The 15,812-nt window shown below is 64.6% G+C and carries 18 protein-coding genes; 9 read left to right on the top strand and 9 right to left on the bottom strand.

Features of this window, described 5'->3' with window-relative positions:
• Positions 1-3 precede the first annotated feature (3 nt).
• On the bottom strand, positions 4-1,113 hold the full coding sequence (locus tag GON01_RS02615; protein WP_157025781.1) for a redoxin domain-containing protein: 1,110 nt from the start codon (positions 1,111-1,113) through the stop codon (positions 4-6).
• Between the two features lie 205 nt (positions 1,114-1,318).
• Here GON01_RS02615 and GON01_RS02610 point away from each other — a divergent pair, with 205 nt between their 5' ends.
• From GON01_RS02610 to GON01_RS02600, 3 genes are read left to right on the top strand one after another with little or no spacing between them, the layout of a single operon-like run.
• Complete coding sequence (locus GON01_RS02610; RefSeq protein ID WP_157025779.1) at positions 1,319-2,587, top strand: epoxide hydrolase family protein; 1,269 nt, start codon at positions 1,319-1,321, stop codon at positions 2,585-2,587.
• A 23-nt stretch (positions 2,588-2,610) separates the two neighbouring features.
• Positions 2,611-3,024: an organic hydroperoxide resistance protein gene (locus tag GON01_RS02605; RefSeq protein ID WP_157025777.1), complete on the top strand. Its 414-nt coding sequence runs from the start codon at positions 2,611-2,613 to the stop codon at positions 3,022-3,024.
• Between the two features lie 22 nt (positions 3,025-3,046).
• Positions 3,047-3,820, top strand: coding sequence for an alpha/beta fold hydrolase (locus GON01_RS02600; RefSeq protein WP_157025775.1), 774 nt, complete (start codon positions 3,047-3,049; stop codon positions 3,818-3,820).
• Positions 3,821-3,901: 81 nt separating this feature from the next.
• Here the strand turns inward: GON01_RS02600 and GON01_RS02595 are convergent, their stop codons facing one another.
• The 4 genes from GON01_RS02595 to GON01_RS17155 form a co-directional block, all read right to left on the bottom strand.
• Positions 3,902-4,435 (bottom strand): cytochrome P460 family protein, encoded by a 534-nt coding sequence (locus tag GON01_RS02595; protein WP_157025773.1) that lies wholly within the window; start codon positions 4,433-4,435, stop codon positions 3,902-3,904.
• A gap of 11 nt (positions 4,436-4,446) precedes the next feature.
• Positions 4,447-5,475: an alpha/beta fold hydrolase gene (locus GON01_RS02590; protein ID WP_157025771.1), complete on the bottom strand. Its 1,029-nt coding sequence runs from the start codon at positions 5,473-5,475 to the stop codon at positions 4,447-4,449.
• 200 nt (positions 5,476-5,675) lie between these two features.
• Positions 5,676-6,263, bottom strand: coding sequence for an MFS transporter (locus tag GON01_RS17160; RefSeq protein WP_157025769.1), 588 nt, complete (start codon positions 6,261-6,263; stop codon positions 5,676-5,678).
• Complete coding sequence (locus tag GON01_RS17155) at positions 6,155-6,910, bottom strand: MFS transporter (protein WP_181600241.1); 756 nt, start codon at positions 6,908-6,910, stop codon at positions 6,155-6,157. The genes GON01_RS17160 and GON01_RS17155 overlap by 109 nt, the downstream gene beginning before the upstream one ends.
• An 80-nt stretch (positions 6,911-6,990) precedes the next feature.
• Here GON01_RS17155 and GON01_RS02575 point away from each other — a divergent pair, with 80 nt between their 5' ends.
• From GON01_RS02575 to GON01_RS02565, 3 genes are all read left to right on the top strand, one after another.
• Positions 6,991-7,557 carry a TetR/AcrR family transcriptional regulator gene (locus GON01_RS02575; protein WP_157025947.1) on the top strand — a complete coding sequence of 189 codons (567 nt, stop codon included), beginning with the start codon at positions 6,991-6,993 and terminating at the stop codon, positions 7,555-7,557.
• 46 nt (positions 7,558-7,603) lie between these two features.
• A complete protein-coding gene (locus GON01_RS02570) occupies positions 7,604-8,572 on the top strand; it encodes a quinone oxidoreductase family protein (protein WP_157025765.1) in 969 nt (322 codons plus the stop codon).
• A 347-nt stretch (positions 8,573-8,919) separates the two neighbouring features.
• The gene (locus tag GON01_RS02565) at positions 8,920-9,249 is read left to right on the top strand and encodes a dihydrofolate reductase family protein (RefSeq protein WP_309503848.1); all 330 of its coding nucleotides are present in this window, start codon (positions 8,920-8,922) and stop codon (positions 9,247-9,249) included.
• 154 nt (positions 9,250-9,403) lie between these two features.
• Here the strand turns inward: GON01_RS02565 and GON01_RS16830 are convergent, their stop codons facing one another.
• The 3 genes from GON01_RS16830 to GON01_RS02550 all read right to left on the bottom strand — a co-directional run bounded on the left by GON01_RS16830 (position 9,404) and on the right by GON01_RS02550 (position 12,097).
• Positions 9,404-9,982, bottom strand: a complete 579-nt coding sequence (locus GON01_RS16830) for an MEDS domain-containing protein (RefSeq protein WP_181600240.1) — start codon at positions 9,980-9,982, stop codon at positions 9,404-9,406.
• A 473-nt stretch (positions 9,983-10,455) separates the two neighbouring features.
• Complete coding sequence (locus GON01_RS02555; RefSeq protein ID WP_157025945.1) at positions 10,456-11,460, bottom strand: SDR family NAD(P)-dependent oxidoreductase; 1,005 nt, start codon at positions 11,458-11,460, stop codon at positions 10,456-10,458.
• A gap of 1 nt (position 11,461) precedes the next feature.
• Entirely contained in the window at positions 11,462-12,097 is a 636-nt protein-coding gene (locus GON01_RS02550) for an LOG family protein (RefSeq protein WP_157025764.1), read from the bottom strand.
• A gap of 80 nt (positions 12,098-12,177) precedes the next feature.
• Between GON01_RS02550 and GON01_RS17150 the strand changes: the two genes are divergently transcribed.
• Positions 12,178-12,768: a TetR/AcrR family transcriptional regulator gene (locus GON01_RS17150; protein ID WP_198159764.1), complete on the top strand. Its 591-nt coding sequence runs from the start codon at positions 12,178-12,180 to the stop codon at positions 12,766-12,768.
• Between the two features lie 409 nt (positions 12,769-13,177).
• Here GON01_RS17150 and GON01_RS02540 read toward each other — a convergent pair whose 3' ends face one another.
• Positions 13,178-13,486, bottom strand: a complete 309-nt coding sequence (locus GON01_RS02540; RefSeq protein WP_181600238.1) for an ArsR/SmtB family transcription factor — start codon at positions 13,484-13,486, stop codon at positions 13,178-13,180.
• Positions 13,487-13,643: 157 nt separating this feature from the next.
• Between GON01_RS02540 and GON01_RS02535 the strand changes: the two genes are divergently transcribed.
• Positions 13,644-14,372, top strand: coding sequence for a hypothetical protein (locus GON01_RS02535; protein WP_157025758.1), 729 nt, complete (start codon positions 13,644-13,646; stop codon positions 14,370-14,372).
• Positions 14,373-14,448: 76 nt separating this feature from the next.
• Positions 14,449-15,336 (top strand): 3'-5' exonuclease, encoded by an 888-nt coding sequence (locus GON01_RS02530; RefSeq protein ID WP_157025756.1) that lies wholly within the window; start codon positions 14,449-14,451, stop codon positions 15,334-15,336.
• Positions 15,337-15,812 lie beyond the last annotated feature (476 nt).

The following is a 15,812-nucleotide window of genomic DNA, read 5'->3' as shown; positions in this document are numbered from 1 at the left end:
CGCTCAACCGAAGGTGAAAACATAGGCGCGCACGCCGGGGCGCGAGAATTGGATTTCGAGAGTGCGATCCACGATCTCGCCCGGCTGGCGGATCAGCTGGTAGAGCCGGTCCTGCTTCACTTCGCCCCAGCCGGCCGCATCGACATCCACGCCGTGGCTGGCGCTCGGCGCGCGGCCGTCGATCGTCACACGGAAGCGGACCGGGCGGCCATCGGCCGCGCCGCCGAGGACAAGATGCGCGTCGCGAGCATGGAAGCGGAAACGGATCGTGCCGGGACTGCGCTCGAGCAACGCATATTCGCCGCCGACCTTCCAGATGCCGGCCAGATCCCATCGATTCCGCGACAGGCTCGCGGCGGGCGCATAGCTGCGTGCCGCTCCCGGGTTGAGGCCGCCCGGGGAGGCGAAGCCGACGGCCTTGGCATAGCCGAGATAGGCTTCGGGCGAGCCCAGATCGGCCCAGTCGGCCTGCGCTTCGACGCCCGCACCCTCGATCGCGGTCTGTGGAACGTGGGCCAGGTCGAGCCCCGCCTCGGCCAGCAGCGTGCGGATCAGCTGCTCGCCCTCGGCATATCCACCCTCACCGAGCCGATAGCCGCGGACCTTGCCTTGCGCGTCGATGAAATAGATGCCGGGCCACCCCCGATTGGCGAAAGCGCGCCACATCGCATAGTCATTGTCCTGCAGGTTCGGATAGCGGACATCGAGCTGGTCGAGGGCGAGCCGGACATTCGCCGGGTCTTTCTCGAAGCCGAATTCCGGCGCGTGAACGCCGACCACTGCGAGCCCCTTGTCCGCGTAGCGCTGGCTCCACGCGCGGAGATAGGGCAGCGCGCGCAGTGAATTGATGCAGGAATAGGTCCAGAAATTGACGATCACGACCTTGCCGCGCAGCGATCGGGGACTTTCGGGCGCGGGGAGCAGCCACGGCGAGGCGCTCTGCAGCATGTCGACCGGATGCGCGCTGGTGTCGAACGGCGCTTCGACGGCGGCATTGCCGGCGCCCGTGGGCGATCGGGCGAGGCCGAGCGCGTCGCCGAAGCAGGTCGCGGCGGTAGCAGCCGCCGCGGCGACCGCGGCCACTGCGAAGCCGAGCGAGCGTTTCTGGTCCATGGTGCCGGCCTCCTGTGCTGGTCACTAAGGATATTAGGTTGGCTATGCGGCACCGCCCGTTAGTCGTCGCCCAAGCCGCGTTAGTTGCCGAGAGCCCATCCGGTGCGCGCGGCCTAGCGCGGATTAACGCCGCATCACTGCACTTAACGCGCGCCGCCGCGCCGATCCCCTAGATCTGACAGCGACCAGTTCGGGAGAAAGCCCAATGTTCGCAGATCAAGTCTCGCGCCGCGGATTCGTCGTCGGGGCGACCGTGGCGGGAGCGCTCGGCACTGTGCCGTCCCTCGCACGTGCGCAAGGAGGGGACGGCGCCATCCGCCCCTTCCGGATCGCGATTCCGGAGGTCGAAATCCGCGCGATGAAGCGCCGGATCGCCGAGACCCGCTGGGCCGATGCCCAGCCGGCGCGCGACGACGGCCAGGGCGTGCGCCGCGACGTGCTCGAGCCGCTGATGCGCTACTGGGCGCAGGGCTATGACTGGCGCAAGGTCGAGGCGAAGCTCAACGCGCTGCCGATGTTCCTGACTACGATCGAAGGTCTCGATATCCACTTCATCCATGTCCGCTCGCGGCACGAGAATGCGATGCCGATGATCCTCACCCATGGCTGGCCCGGTTCAATCCTCGAATTCCTGGAGGTCATGACGCCGCTGACCGACCCGACGGCGCATGGCGGCAAGGCCGAGGACGCGTTTCATCTGGTAATCCCCTCGATCCCGGGCTTTGGCTTTTCCGCGAAGCCGACGGTGCCCGGTTGGGGCTCGGATCATATCGGCCGCGCTTGGGCGATGCTCATGCAGCGGCTAGGCTATGACCGCTATGTCAGCCAAGGCGGCGATTGCGGCTCGGTGATCTCGCAGCGCATGGCGCTCCAGCACGTGCCCGGCCTGATCGGCATCCATCTCAACATGCCCGCGGTCGTTCCCGCCGACGTCGCGAAGGTTCTCGCCGCGGGCGATCCCGCTCCGGCAAACCTGTCGGCGAAGGAGCGCTCGGCGTTCGACCAGCTCGAAGTCTTTTATCGCGACAATTCGGCTTATGCCGCGATGATGAACACCCGCCCGCAGACGATCGGCTATTCGCTAGTCGATTCGCCAGTCGGCATGGCCGCCTGGATGTACGAGAAGATCGGCCAGTGGACCTATCCCGCCGGCGATCCCGAGCATGTGCTCGGTCGCGACGCGATCCTCGACGACCTCTCGCTCTATTGGCTCACCGGCACGGGCGCATCCGCCGCACGGATCTACTGGGAGGACCACTCCAACAATTTCAACGCGCGCGGCGTCATCGATCTGCCGGTCGCGGTGAGCGTGTTTCCCGGCGAAATCTTCCGCGCGCCGAGGAGCTGGGCCGAGCGCTGCTACGCCAGGCTCTTCTATTTCAACGAAACGCGCAATGGCGGCCACTTCGCCGCCTGGGAGCAGCCCGCCTTATTCGCCGAGGAAGTGCGCGCCGCCTTCCGTCCGCTTCGCTGAGCCCCGCTTTCAAGGAGAAGACCATGTCCGACACCAAGACCCTGTACACCGCCCATGTCCATGTGACGGGCGGCCGCGAGGGCGCCGCCCGCAGCTCGGACGGCCGCCTCGCCCTCGCCCTCGCGGTCCCCGGAAGCCCCGGTACCGGCACAAATCCGGAGCAGTTGTTCGCCGCCGGCTGGTCGGCCTGCTTCGAGGGCGCGCTGGGGATCGCTGCGAGGAGCAAGGGCGTGACCCTGCCTGCCGATCTCGCGATCGATGCCGAGGTCGATCTGCGCCACGGCGAGGACGGATATTCGCTCGCCGCCCGGCTGAACGTCAGCGTCCCCGGGTTGAAGCCCGAGATCGCCCGCCAGCTGATCGAGGCGGCACACCGCACCTGCCCCTATTCCAAGGCGATCAAAGGTAACATCGACGCTATAGTCCGCCTCGTCTGACCCCGACACGAAGGAGATCGACATGAACAAGCTGATTGCCGGGCTGCTGCTCGCCACGGCCGCATTGCCGCTCACCGCACAGGCTCAGACCGCGAAACCCACCGTGGTGCTCGTCCACGGCGCCTTCGCCGATTCCTCGAGCTGGAACGGCGTGGTCCGGATCCTCGAGCGCGACGGCTATACCGTGATTGCAGCGGCCAATCCGTTGCGCAGCGTCCGCGGCGATGCCGATGCGGTGCGTGCGCTGGTCGACAGCATTAAGGGTCCGGTCGTGCTCGTCGGCCATAGCTACGGCGGCTCCGTGATCAGCGAGGCGGGCGAGGGCGCGTCGAATGTCAAGGCTTTGGTCTATGTCGCTGCCTTCGCGCCAGAGACCGGCGAGACCGCGCTCGGGCTGACCGGCAAGTTCCCCGGCAGCACGCTGGCGCCGACGCTGGCGCCGCCGGTCAAGCTCGCGGACCGCGGCAACGACCTCTACATCCTTCAGGCGCGTTTCCACGACCAGTTCGCGGCGGACGTGCCCGCGCCGGAGGCACGGCTGATGGCGGCCGGCCAGCGCCCGATCGCCGAGGCGGCGTTGGGGGAAGCCTCCACCGCCCCGGCGTGGAAGCACATCCCTTCGTGGTTCGTCTATGGCGACAAGGACCGGAACATCCCGCCCGCCGCGCTGGCGTTCATGGCCGACCGGGCGAAGTCGCGTGGAACGCTGGTGGTGAAAGGCGCCTCGCACGTGGTGATGGTGTCGAACGCGCCCGCCGTGGCCGGCCTGATCGAGAAAGCGGCGTCCGCCCGGTAAGCTGCGCGCCGGCGTTCGCCCCCGACGCCACGGCCGCGCTCGCGGCCGGCTCGCCTTCGCGTAGCCGGCCGCGGGCGATCTCTATTGCGAGTAATGCGTGAAGACGAGGTCGGCCTTGCTGTCGAGCGCGTCGAGCCTGGCGTGGCAGGCGAAGCAGGCCTTGGTGAGCGCCGCATCCTGGTTCGCCACGCCGTTCTCGAACTGGCCGTAGCCCCAGCCGCCGCTTGCTGCATAGCGTTTCGAATCCTTGACGCTCACCTGCACGTTGACTGGCTCGCCGGCGACGAAAGACTGTGGTGCGGGGAAGACGCTGTCGTTGCGCGACGACGATTCGAACCGCCACGCCAGTCGCACGAGGATCGCGCCGTCGGGGAAAGGGCGCTTGCCCTCGCGTAAGGCCTTCACGGCGGTCTCGTTGCCGAGAATGGCGCGGATATCGTTGTTCCTGCCCGCTTCGTGCGCGACGCTGATCAACTTCCAATCCCGATAGCCCTGGGGAAGCTTGACCCCGTAGACCCGCGAAACATCACTGACGGGGCGCCGGGCGTCGGCCACCGTCGAGATCCCGAACAACAGGCTCGCGAGCACGAGGCCAGAGGTTGCGATGCGCTGCATGCCGCTTCTCCTCAACCGGCCAGTCGGGCGACGTCGAGCACCGCCTTAGCGAAGGCGGCCGGGGCTTCCTGCGGCAGATTGTGGCCGATCCCACCGGTGATCAGCCTATGCTCGTAGGGACCGGTGAACTTGGCGCGATATTGCACGGGGTCGGGGTGCGGCGCGCCGTTGGCGTCGCCTTCCATGGTGATCGACGGGATTGTCACCGGCGGCATTGCGGCGAGCCTCGCCTCCACCGCGTCATACTGCGCCTCGCCCTCGGCGAGCCCGAGCCGCCAACGATAATTGTGGATCACGATCGCGACATGGTCGGGATTGGTGAACACGGCCGCCGAACGGTCGAAGGTCGCGGCGTCGAACTTCCATTTGGGCGAAGCCAGCTGCCAGATCAGCTGATTGAACGCCTTGGTGTTCGCGGCATAGCCGGCCTTGCCGCGCTCGGTGGCAAAGTAGAATTGGTACCACCATTGCAGTTCGGCCTGCGGCGGCAGCGGCTTCGCGTTGCCGGCTTGGCTGCCAATCAGATAGCCGCTGACCGAGACCAGCGCCTTGCAGCGCTCGGGCCAAAGCACTGCCATGATGTCGGCGGTGCGCGCGCCCCAGTCGAAGCCGGCGACGATCGCCCGATCGATTTTGAGCGCGTCCATCAGCGCGATGCCGTCGGCTGCGAGCGCAGCCTGTTGGGCATTGCGCGGCGTCTCGGCCGAACGGAACACCGTGCTGCCATGGCCGCGCAGGTGCGGGACGATCACGCGATAGCCGCGCGCGGCGAGCAGCGGCGCCACCTCGGCGAAAGCATCGATCGCATAGGGCCAGCCATGGAAGAGCAGCACCGCCGGCCCGGAAGCGGGACCTGTTTCGACATAGCCGATGCTGAGCACTCCGGTCTCCACCTGCCTGACCGGTCCCAAGGGGAACGGTACCCGCGGTGCCGCCGCCAGCGCCGGCGCGCCGCCTTCGGCCAGCGCTGTGGCGATGGCGGCGGCGCCTTGGACGAAGCCGCGGCGATCGGTTAGGGTTTCGGGCAGAAGCGTCGACATGGCTCGGGTCCTTTCGGCGGCGGAGAACGGCTTCAGATAGCGTCGTACGGACGGCGGCGCCTGTTAGTCGCTATGATCTGATGTGAGCGGGCCGCGCGCCATCGGGGAACTAACAGCGCCTGACTGGCTCTTACGAACCCCCGAGACGTAATCGAAAGACGCTCCAGCCCAGTCCAGCCCAGCCTCACCGAGCTCCGCTTCTAGGCACGCTTAAGCATGGGCATGAGCTCGATGCCTTTGGTTTCGCGCAGCAATGCTGCGGCGAACAGTACAAGCAGGTAGGATGTCGACACGTAGAGGCCGATCGAACGGGAGATGCCGTAGGCGGCGATGCTGCCGCCCACGGCGAGCGGGGCGAGGCCGGCCACGCCCCGCCCTACATTGTAGCAGAAGCCGAGACCCGAACCCCGCATACGCGTCGGGTAGAGCTCGCTCAGCACCGGCCCGATCACGCTGTAGAGTCCCATCGCGAACAGACCGAGCGGCGCGCCGAGCGCGAGCAGTGCGGCGTCCGAAACCCCGCCTTCGGTGGCGATAAGCACCGTCGCAATCCCGCCCGACGCGAACAGGACGAGTGTCGCCCGGCGGCCGAGACGGTCGGCGAGGGTTGCGCCGAGAATATAGCCGGCGAGCGATCCTCCGACGAGCACCGCCATGTGCCTCGCGGCCTGCGCCGTGGTCAGGCCGCGCTCGAGCCGCAGCATCGTCGGCCACCAGGTGGCGAGCGCCCAATAGCCGCCGTGCGTCCCGATCGCGAGCAGGCTGCCCCGGGCGGTGTTGCCGCGCATTCGGCGCGAGAAGATCCGATGCCACGCCTCGACATCCGGGGCGGCGAGGAGGTGGCGGACTCGGCGAGCCGCCGGCGTGCAACGAAAATCGCCAATGCCGGCGGCAGGCTCACGAAAAAGGCGGCGCGCCAGCCCAGTTCTGGCGGCAGCAGCGCGACGGCGATGGTGGAAGTCGCGGCGGCCAGGCCCCAGCCGATTGCCCATGCGCTCTGCGCCGTTCCGACCAGCCGGCCGCGCGTCGCCGCGGAAGCGATTTCGCCCATGTACACCGCGCCGACCGCCCATTCGGCACCGAAGCCGAACCCTTGGAGCGTCCGCGCGACGAGCAACTGCTCGAAATTCTGCGCCAATCCGCAGCAGAGGGTGGAGAGCGCCATCCAGACGATGGCCACCTGCAGCACGCGCACGCGCCCGAACCGGTCGGAGGCCAGTCCCGCCAGCCAGCCGCCGGCCGCGGAGGCGACGAGCATCACCGTCGCCAACAATCCGCCCGCGGCGGGCGACAACTGCCAGAGCGTCAGCAGCAGCGGCAGGATGAACGAATACAGCTGGACGTTCATCGCATCCATGCTGAACCCGGCATAGGTGCTGCGGAATGCGCGGCGGCCGTTCGGGTCCAGGTCGCGATACCAGCGCGGTGCGATCATCGGAGTGCGCGTGCCAAAAGAATCCATCGCGGCTCTCAAACATATCTTGAACGATCGTTCCAGTGCATTATCTCGCCGCCATGGCCCGTCCTAAGGAATTCGATGTCGATAATGCCGTGGAGGCCGCGATTGCGGTGTTCCGTGAGCATGGTTTCGAGGGTAGTTCGGCGCAGATGCTCGTCGATGCGATGGGGATCGGTCGGCAGAGCCTGTACGACACGTTCGGCGACAAATGGGGCGTCTACCGCGCCGCGGTGCAGCGCTATTCGCAGGAGGAAGTGCGGACGCATGCCGAGGTGCTGATGAGCCGCGAACGTGCGATTGAGGGCATTCGCGCGATGCTGGACCGCGTGGCGGGAGAAGCGAACCGGGCGTGCCTCGGCCTAGGCGCCACCGTCGAGTTTGGCTGTTCCCGGCCTGACCTGGTGAAGCTCCGTGAGGCTTCGAGCAAGACGTTGGTCCGCGCCGTGAAAGAAGCCTTGGTCAAAGCGCAGACGCAGGGCGACGTGGCGACTGGTCTCGACGTGGATCATCTCGCAGCCTTCGTCATCGCGACGATCGCCAGCATCCGACTCGCTGCACGCGCGGGCGCGGGGGGCGAGCAGATCGCCGCCCTCGTCGATCTCGCCCTGCGAGCGCTGCGCTGATTTTCTTGCTTCGTTCTGGAATGATCATTCAATAAGGAGATGCAAGATGAAGGTTATCGCGATGACGGCGATCGGCGGCCCCGAAGTGCTCGAGCTGCTGGATCTGCCGGAGCCAGTTGCAGGTCCGGGGGAGGCGCTCGTCGAGGTCGCCGCGAGCGGCGTGAACTTCATGGACGTGGGCGTGCGCCAGGGAATGGCGTGGCACGAGAGGCCGTTGCCCCGCGCACTCGGGGTCGAGGGCGCCGGCCGCGTCGTATCGCTGGGCGAGGGGGTGACCGATCTCGCGCTCGGGCAGCGCGTCGCCTGGGTCTATGCCCCCGGCAGCTATGCCGAGCGGATTGCCATCCCCACTGCTGCGCTAGTGCCGGTGCCCGACGATATCGACGACCGCACCGCCGCCTCGCTGATGATGCAGGGGCTGACCGCCAGCCACTTCGCGACCGACTTCTATCCAGTCCAGCCAGGCGATGTCGCGCTGGTGCATGCCGCCGCCGGCGGGCTTGGGCAGTTACTCACGCAAATCATCAAGCTGCGCGGCGGCACGGTGATCGGCCGGGTCTCGTGCGCGGCCAAGGTCGAGGCCGCGAGGGCCGCCGGGGCGGACCATGTCATCGTCGATGCCGACGGCGATTTCGCGGCCGAGGTACTCCGCCTCACCGGCGGCGAGGGCGTGCATGTCGTCTATGACGGCTCCGGCCCCGCGACCTTTGACGGATCCCTTGCCTCGTTGCGTCGCTCCGGGACCTTTTGCTGGTACGGCCCGGTGCTGGGCGACCCCGGCCGGATTGACATCATGAGCCTGCCGCGCAGCATCAAGCTCGGCTACGCCGTCTTTTCCGACCACATCCATACCCCCGAATTGCTGCGTGCCCGGACAACGCGCCTGTTCGACTGGATCCGTGCGCGTACGCTGCGGGTCGCGCCAGCCCGTGACTTCGCTTTGTCGGATGCTGCGGAGGCGCATGTGGCGATGGAAAGTCGTGTCACCACCGGCAAGCTGCTTCTTATCCCATAGGGCGGCGGCAGGATGAAGAGCTAGGTCACAAGCGACCGCGGGGCGACCCTTTCGGGAGAACGGCAGCTATCGCGGATAGTCTATCGGAAGCGGACGGTCCGCTGGCAGCCCCGTTCCAGACCTCATTCTGATCAGTTGCCGACTTCTGCTTTCGCGCTGGCCTATCCGAAAACGGCCGGTCCGCCAAGGTCCCGCTCCGGTCATTATGCGAGCACCCCTGAACGGCAAAGACGGGCGGGTGACAGTCACTAGCTCCTCCGCGATGTCGAATATCATCTAATGTTCGTTGACGTCTTACCTCTTCATCTTGGCCAAGAGCGCTCTTGGGGCGGTAGCCGTTTTCACGGGTGACAGCAGCAGTAGGTCTAACGGCAAGAGCGTACTTCAGATCAGCACGCCCAGACGCTAAAGCCGCCGTTGGTGAAAAAGATGTTCGGATCGGGGGCGACCCTACCGTCGCGCGGGAATATCTGAAGGCGGGCTTGGTCGATCACCTCCACGTCGCCATAACTCCAACTCTGTTGGGTCGCGGCATTTGCCTGTGGGATGAACTCCGCGGCCTAGACGTCGGCTATTGTGTCGAGGCAGAAAACTGCGAAAAGCGGCGTTGTACATCTCACACTGCGCCGATGGACGCCCCTTCACCAGCGGCACCCTTTCTGCTGCACGAAAAATGACGTCGCGATAGTCGCATGGAACAGCTCACACCGCTCTACGGGAAGCCGATTCGGACGACCGTGCTAATCTGCAAGATATTTGACGCGAGCACGACCGAGCCAGCAACCACGCGTTATTGTCTGCCGCGGTGTGCCGGGACGCTCTTCGACCAGCTCAGGCTAAGCTAACCAACCGCCGAGGCAACACCCAGCCTGGCCGCGGGAAATGGCAGGTGTAGCCATTCGGAACTCGTTCCAGATAATCCTGATGTTCGGGCTCAGCTTCCCAGAACGGCCCGGCTTCAGCGACCTCGGTGACAACCCTCGCTTCGAACTCGATGATGTCTTCATGTTGCGGGCGATGATCTGCCGTCCAATCCATATTGCAGACAATGCGGGTCGCGGGGAAGCCGCTCGAAGCATTGGCGGCGGCAATGGTCTCGAAGGACGCTAACATCCGATCCTGGTCGAAACGGCCACCGTTCAGATAAACGTCAGTGGTGTTGCGGAGCTCCAGCTGACCGGTGGCGCGGGCATGACCAGGATCGATCCCGGCCGAGGCGAGGCGTTCAAGATGTTCGGCTTCGTCGTCCGGGGAGATGACGTGTATCGCCTTATCGCCGCGATCGAATCCTTCCGCAATGAACGGGAGCAAGACGCGATATGCTTCATCCACCCCGCTGAAAAAGGCGCAGGCATGCCTGACGTCGCCCATCTCCGAGTTTCCCAGGCGCACAGCGACCTTACTGCCCATCTGATGACCCCCTTCGGAGCCACGGAAGCCGCTCAACGGCCCGTTTGATCATGCACTTCCGCAGCCTGGAGAGCTATTGATACCATGGTATCGATCTCCCGGCACCCGGTCGGCAACTCATCAACGTCTCCCCCGCCACTCTGTGGCGTCTGTGCCGGTCAATCACAATCAGCTGTTTGAGGCATCTGTAAGGGATCAGTGTCGAACGGCCTATTTTGATCGCTTCGATCTGTCCGGAAGCGATAAGCTCATACATCCCGGAAGAACAATTGGTGCCAGCCTCTAACCGTTTAGCGCGGCGGGCCGACGGCGGACACGGTTCGTCTGCCATCAAGCCTGCTTGAATCCCTTTGTTTAGATTTTTCGATCGAACACTGGTCGGAACCAAGTTGTGCTATCAACATGGAAGGAGCGTAGCCTACAGCTGGCCGGGAGGCGATCGCGATGATAAACACTTCGCCGGTTTTAACCGGCTAAAGTTCGGCCGGAAGATCACGGCCAGTGAAGCGAACACTCTCTCTCCACAGGTTTTCAGCCATGTCGCGGTCAACGGCAAATGGGCGCACCCCGAAATTCCCTTCAACTTCAACCGCGGCGATATCGCAGTCTTCACAATAAACCCCACCCTTGTCTCGCAATGCCTGAGCGGTCGCGCACCATATCGTGGTCGCCGCGCCCTGCTCTGGCGTTTTCATGTCGCGGAGTGGATCGACCACAGCCGTGCCGTCGGCGTTAAGAGCGCCGAATGCATCGATCTCGTCATGGGTCAGATATCGAGCGAGAGGCCCAAGGATGGATCCAGGGTGTACCGAAAACGCGCGAATGCCGTGGTCACGGCCCCGCGTGTCGAGGGCGACCGAAAATAGCGCGTTGGCCGTCTTGGCCTGTCCATAGGCCAGCCACTTATCATAGGGACGGAGCCTGAAATTCAGGTCATTGAGGTCGAAGCCCCCCAACTGATGTCCTCGTGAGGACAGAACGACCACGCGCGCAGTCGCTGCACTACGAAGCGCTGGCCAAAGCTCGGTCGTCAGGCGAAAATGACCGAGGTGATTGGTGGCAAACTGCCCTTCGTTACCGTAGAGATCCCGGAACAGTGGCGTCGCCATGACGCCGGCGCTTAGGATCAGCAGGTCCAGCGATGGATATCTACCTAGAATATCGTCGGCAAACCGATAGATAGACGGTGGGTCGAGGAGGTCCATCGCTGAGACCTCCAGGCCTGGGATATAGGACAGGGACCGTTTCGCGTTCTCGGCGTCGCGCGCCGGGACTATCACCTTTGCGCCCCTCGCGGCGAGCACTCGCGCGGTTTCTTGGCCTAGATTCGAAGCTCCGCCGGTTACCACTGCGACTTTCCCAGAAAGGTCGATATCGCCCGCGACCTCTTCAGCGGTTGTGAAGGGCCCGAAGGGAGTCCCGAGCGGCCTTTGGGCGGCAACCACTGCTTTTCCCTGCGTGGATAGTGGTGCGTTCATGTCAGTTCTGCCCGGCGAGCCATTTGGTTTCGACAGGCGCCCTGAAGTCTGCCAGCGCATCTAGGATGGCAGCCGCTTCGCTACGAACAAGCAGCGCGTCGCGGTGGATCGCCTTCAGGAAACCCTCGTCGACGACGATGTCTAGGAACTCCAAGAGCCGGTCGTAGAAGCCAGCTTCGTTCAGCACCGCGCAGGGCTTTGCGTGGTCGCCCAGCTGCGCCCACGTCCAAACTTCGAAGAGCTCCTCCAAGGTCCCGAGTCCGCCCGGAAGCGCGATGAACCCGTCGGAAAGCTCGGCCATAAGGGCCTTGCGCTCATGCATGGAGGTTACCACGCGCAACTCGGTCAATCCGAAATGCGCGACTTCGCGCTCAACCAGGGCTTGTGGTATGACGCCGATCACTTGCCCACCCGCGGCAAGGGCGGCGTCCGCCATTACTCCCATTAGGCCCACAGCGGCGCCACCATAAACCACGCCGATGCCACGCTCCGCCAAGAGCGCGCCAACCGAAGATGCGGCTCGCTCATAGACGGAAGAGTGGCCGGAGTTGGAGCCGGCAAAGACACAAATGCGCACGTTGACCTCGATCGCTGAGGGTAAATTTAAATGACGACATCGCCCCCACGAGCTTTCCATCGAACGATACGTATCGTTTCAGATGGGACTCGTAACCTATGGATAGTCGTACGTGCGCGGCCTTGAAGGGGAGTGGTGGGGTGAAGATTGGCGAGAAGGGACGCGCGCGCAGCGGCGTGACAACCGACATCGTCCGGGAGGCGGCACTTGCACTTGCCCGGGAATTCGGGCCAGGGCGCGTTACGGTCGAAGGTATATCAACTGCTTCCGGTGTCGCGAAGACAACGATCTATCGACGTTGGCCCAATGCTGCCGCTCTGATCATGGACGCGTTCTTAGATGAAATCGGTCCGGTGATCGCCTATCGCCCGACGGCCACTCTGATTGGGACTTTCAGTAACGCACTTCACGACCTCGCGCGCGCGCTCACCCCGTCTCGGCGCGAAATGCTGCGTCACCTTGTCGCAGCTGCCCAGTCAGATCCTGATCTAGGCGCCGCATTTTGGGAGAATTGGATAAAGCCGCGCCGGGAAGAAGCTCTCAGGGCTATCCAGCCCTTCGGAGTGGCTCGCGACGAAGGCGATATCCTCCTCGATCTGCTGTTTGGCGCTTTCTACTATCGAATGCTCATTCCCTACGCGGCGATTGACAGCGAGTGGATCGACGGGCTGGTTGAACGCGTTTTCCTGGACGACCCGAAACCTGCGACTGAGCTTGGTGGGAGAAACTGACTTCTGCATCGCCTCAGAAAGTCTGCTACTTGCGATGAACCTGTCATCTGTCTTCGCCGCATGAATTCTTTGGGCATTTCTGAAGACCCTACGGCGGCGGGATCTACCGTTATCGTGCCGGAAAGTATCTGAACACCCACTCTATAGTTCCTCGGTCACGATGCGGACGCCTCCTGCTGGCTGCTCAAGAACAGCCAAGGAACAGCTTGGGGCGCGGGTGGCTAGCGCCGGCTCCCACCCCTGGGCAGCGTTGCGTTCGCATCGAGCGACTTGACCGAAACGGTGCCGTTCGCGGCCATGCCGCCTGAGACAATGACGCTGCTTCCGGAACCACCAATCTGAAACCCGGTGCCGTCATCGCCCTGGTATGCGTTTGACCTTGGCGGCTCGCCGGTCGGGCGAACCGGCATCAGGAGTGCCGAACGGCCTCAGCAGCCGACAGGAAGTCAGCGAGTCTTTGCGCCATCCCGACTTCGGCATGGTAGTAGACGGTCTTGCCGTCCCTCGACGCCGTGATGAGGCCGGCGCGCGCCAATATGAGAAGATGCGAAGACATGGTGTTGGCCGGCGTACCGAGAGTCTTCGCGATCTCGCCGGACGAGAGCCCCTTCGGGTGGACGTCACGTAAATGGAGGTAGGCGTCCAGTCTGGTGCGCTGGGCCAAAGCGCTCAGTATCGGCAGGGCTGCTGTCCCATCCATGGCTACCAGATAGTCCAACCGAACCCACATCAGTAAGAGCATCCTATCACTTCAATGTTTCTAGAATTCTCGAAGTATTGAAATGTTGCTGATCACTCCCCATTTCCGGCGCCCAGCGGACCTGCCGCGCCGCTGGACAGGGCGGGAGGGGTATCGCGGCACACGGAGGAAAGCCATGGATGCTCTCTCCACGCGTGCGATGCCGGCTCGTGCCGCTTCGCAAGTGATCACCGCGATGTTTCCCGATCCGCTGGACGAGGACGAGGCACGCGACGTCTGTGTGACCGCCACGGCCCGTAAGATCACCCGCGTCGCGATGGTCGCGTCTGAAACGGCCAGCCGTTTTCAGCGCGAAGGTATCGGCCAGGATCCGATGGCGTGGATGCTAGCTCCGCGCGCGCTGTTCGGCGGCCAGAACGCAATTGAAGCCTGTCTCGAGCGTCAGAACTTCGTTCGTGCGATCCTGCTGCACGGCCTGTCGGTTGGGCTGGATGCGGCTCCCGATCAGATTGACCGCCTGCTGGCCGACGCCGCGGACGACGATCCCGAGTCGCCCTGGATGGATCCAGGACGAAACGTCGGGGGCAACAGGCGGGAGAGGATGCGGCGGCTTCGGCTCTATACGGCGATTATAGTCATCGCCCGCGGAGGCGAGTTGGTCCACGCCTTCCACGCGTCCTTCGCCAGTTCCGCCGCTGTGATCCGGGAGCGCATCCAGGCGCGGCTCGGGCTGGCTGCAGCGGAGCAGGCGCAGATCAGGCTCGGGATAGACCCCGATTGTCCAACTACCATCGCGATGGTTCCTCCGGGCATCCTGGACGTGCTCTGCCAGAGCGGACGCAGGCCAAGGTCGTCCGAGATCCCCGGTCTCGACATCACGGTGGAACAGCGCCTGCCGACTTAGGCGCGTCCGGTTCTGCGCCGATGACATCTGGCCGGCTGGCTGGCGCCGCCGGCGCCTACATCAATGGAGCAACCATATGGCTCTTCCGGGGAGCAGAGGCGGCTGCGCGTGCGCGGAGCAGATCGACCAGGACGCCCGTATCCTGCGCAAGCTCGACGTGTCGGAGGGAGTGACCGGCGAGGGCGATCCCGCGTCGCCCTACGTCTGCACCGTCCTCGACGTGGAGACGACCGGAACGGACCACGGGAGTGACGCGCTGATCCAGCTGGGGCTGCGCCGATTCCGCTGCGACGAGGAAGGCCGGATCACCCGGATCGACCGGCCGTACTCATGGTTCGAGGACCCGGGGCGACCGATTCCTCCCGAGGTCGTCCGGATCACGGGGATAACCGATGAAATGGTCCAGGGTCACGAGATCGATCGCGGAGCCGTGAAGAGGATACTCCAGGGCTCCTCCCTGATCGTGGCCCACAACGCCGCCTTCGACCGCAGGTGGGTGGAGGCTCAGGTGCCGGAGGCAACAGGACTGGCCTGGGGCTGCTCGATGGCGGATGTCGACTGGGCATCCCACGGCTTCGACGGCAGGAGCCTCGGCTTCCTCGGCATGCAGTGCGGGTTTTGGTTCGAGGCGCACCGCGCTGATGCGGATGTCGACGCAGTGATAGGCCTTCTCCGGCACCGCTTCCCGGATGGGCGCACGGTTCTGGCGGAGCTTCTCGATACAGCGAGGCAGCCGAGCTGGCTCGTGCACGCCCAAGGCGCCGCCTTCGGCGTCAAGGATCGGCTACGCGCCCGAGGCTACAGGTGGAATCCCAGCCAGAGGGTCTGGAGCAGAGAGGTCAAGGACGAGGCCTTGACCGCGGAGGAGTTCTGGCTTGCAGCCAACGTGTACTGCGTCGAAGCGAGCCCTCGTGCTCTTGGCCCGAGGCTGGAGCGCGTCGACTGCTGGTCGCGATATGCTTAACTTGGCCGCGCGAGGCAGTCTGATGTGCGGCTGCAGCCGATTCTTCTGGTCAGCGCCGCATCTACAAGGCCGAAATCCTGTGTGTTCACTTGCCTATCGATGACGATCGCAGGTTACCCTACGATTCATGTCCTCGCCCCTCAATAGCGCAGCGCCGATCCTCAGATGACAGCGCTGCCGCCGTTGAAGGAGATCCCCATCCGGGCCGGTGGCTGGCTGGATGCCCAGCCAGCCACCTTCCCTTCGTGCCCTCGGGCCGATCAGGCCGCCCGAGGAACGGAAAAGGGGATCACCTTGCAGCCGCCTGCATCGGCGGGCGCGCGCTCTGGCTGCTCCTCAGGCATGTCCCACACGCGTCCGGTGACCGCGCAGAAGAGCCTCGTCGGATCTGAGAAGCAGATGGGGTGGATGGCTCCCGCTCCCGGCATCTGAGTGCCAAAGTGTGGTTGCTGTCGAAGCGTCCACGCACGAGAGGA

This window comes from Sphingomonas horti, from assembly GCF_009753715.1.
Classification (GTDB): domain Bacteria; phylum Pseudomonadota; class Alphaproteobacteria; order Sphingomonadales; family Sphingomonadaceae; genus Sphingomonas_B; species Sphingomonas_B horti.
This window is presented reverse-complemented; position numbering and strand designations above follow the sequence as displayed.

Bases quoted from the DNA above. Each gene is read 5' to 3' on its own strand.
- GON01_RS02575 (WP_157025947.1), top strand. From the start codon at position 6,991: ATGGCCCGTCCTAAGGAATTCGATGTCGATAATGCCGTGGAGGCCGCG.
- GON01_RS02600 (WP_157025775.1), top strand. From the start codon at position 3,047: ATGAACAAGCTGATTGCCGGGCTGCTGCTCGCCACGGCCGCATTGCCG.
- GON01_RS02550 (WP_157025764.1), bottom strand. From the start codon at position 12,097: ATGGAAAGCTCGTGGGGGCGATGTCGTCATTTAAATTTACCCTCAGCG.
- GON01_RS17155 (WP_181600241.1), bottom strand. From the start codon at position 6,910: ATGATCGCACCGCGCTGGTATCGCGACCTGGACCCGAACGGCCGCCGC.
- GON01_RS02530 (WP_157025756.1), top strand. From the start codon at position 14,449: ATGGCTCTTCCGGGGAGCAGAGGCGGCTGCGCGTGCGCGGAGCAGATC.
- GON01_RS02615 (WP_157025781.1), bottom strand. From the start codon at position 1,113: ATGGACCAGAAACGCTCGCTCGGCTTCGCAGTGGCCGCGGTCGCCGCG.
- GON01_RS02570 (WP_157025765.1), top strand. From the start codon at position 7,604: ATGAAGGTTATCGCGATGACGGCGATCGGCGGCCCCGAAGTGCTCGAG.
- GON01_RS02555 (WP_157025945.1), bottom strand. From the start codon at position 11,460: ATGAACGCACCACTATCCACGCAGGGAAAAGCAGTGGTTGCCGCCCAA.
- GON01_RS02605 (WP_157025777.1), top strand. From the start codon at position 2,611: ATGTCCGACACCAAGACCCTGTACACCGCCCATGTCCATGTGACGGGC.
- GON01_RS02610 (WP_157025779.1), top strand. From the start codon at position 1,319: ATGTTCGCAGATCAAGTCTCGCGCCGCGGATTCGTCGTCGGGGCGACC.
- GON01_RS17160 (WP_157025769.1), bottom strand. From the start codon at position 6,263: ATGCGCGGCAACACCGCCCGGGGCAGCCTGCTCGCGATCGGGACGCAC.
- GON01_RS02535 (WP_157025758.1), top strand. From the start codon at position 13,644: ATGGATGCTCTCTCCACGCGTGCGATGCCGGCTCGTGCCGCTTCGCAA.
- GON01_RS16830 (WP_181600240.1), bottom strand. From the start codon at position 9,982: ATGGGCAGTAAGGTCGCTGTGCGCCTGGGAAACTCGGAGATGGGCGAC.
- GON01_RS02595 (WP_157025773.1), bottom strand. From the start codon at position 4,435: ATGCAGCGCATCGCAACCTCTGGCCTCGTGCTCGCGAGCCTGTTGTTC.
- GON01_RS02590 (WP_157025771.1), bottom strand. From the start codon at position 5,475: ATGTCGACGCTTCTGCCCGAAACCCTAACCGATCGCCGCGGCTTCGTC.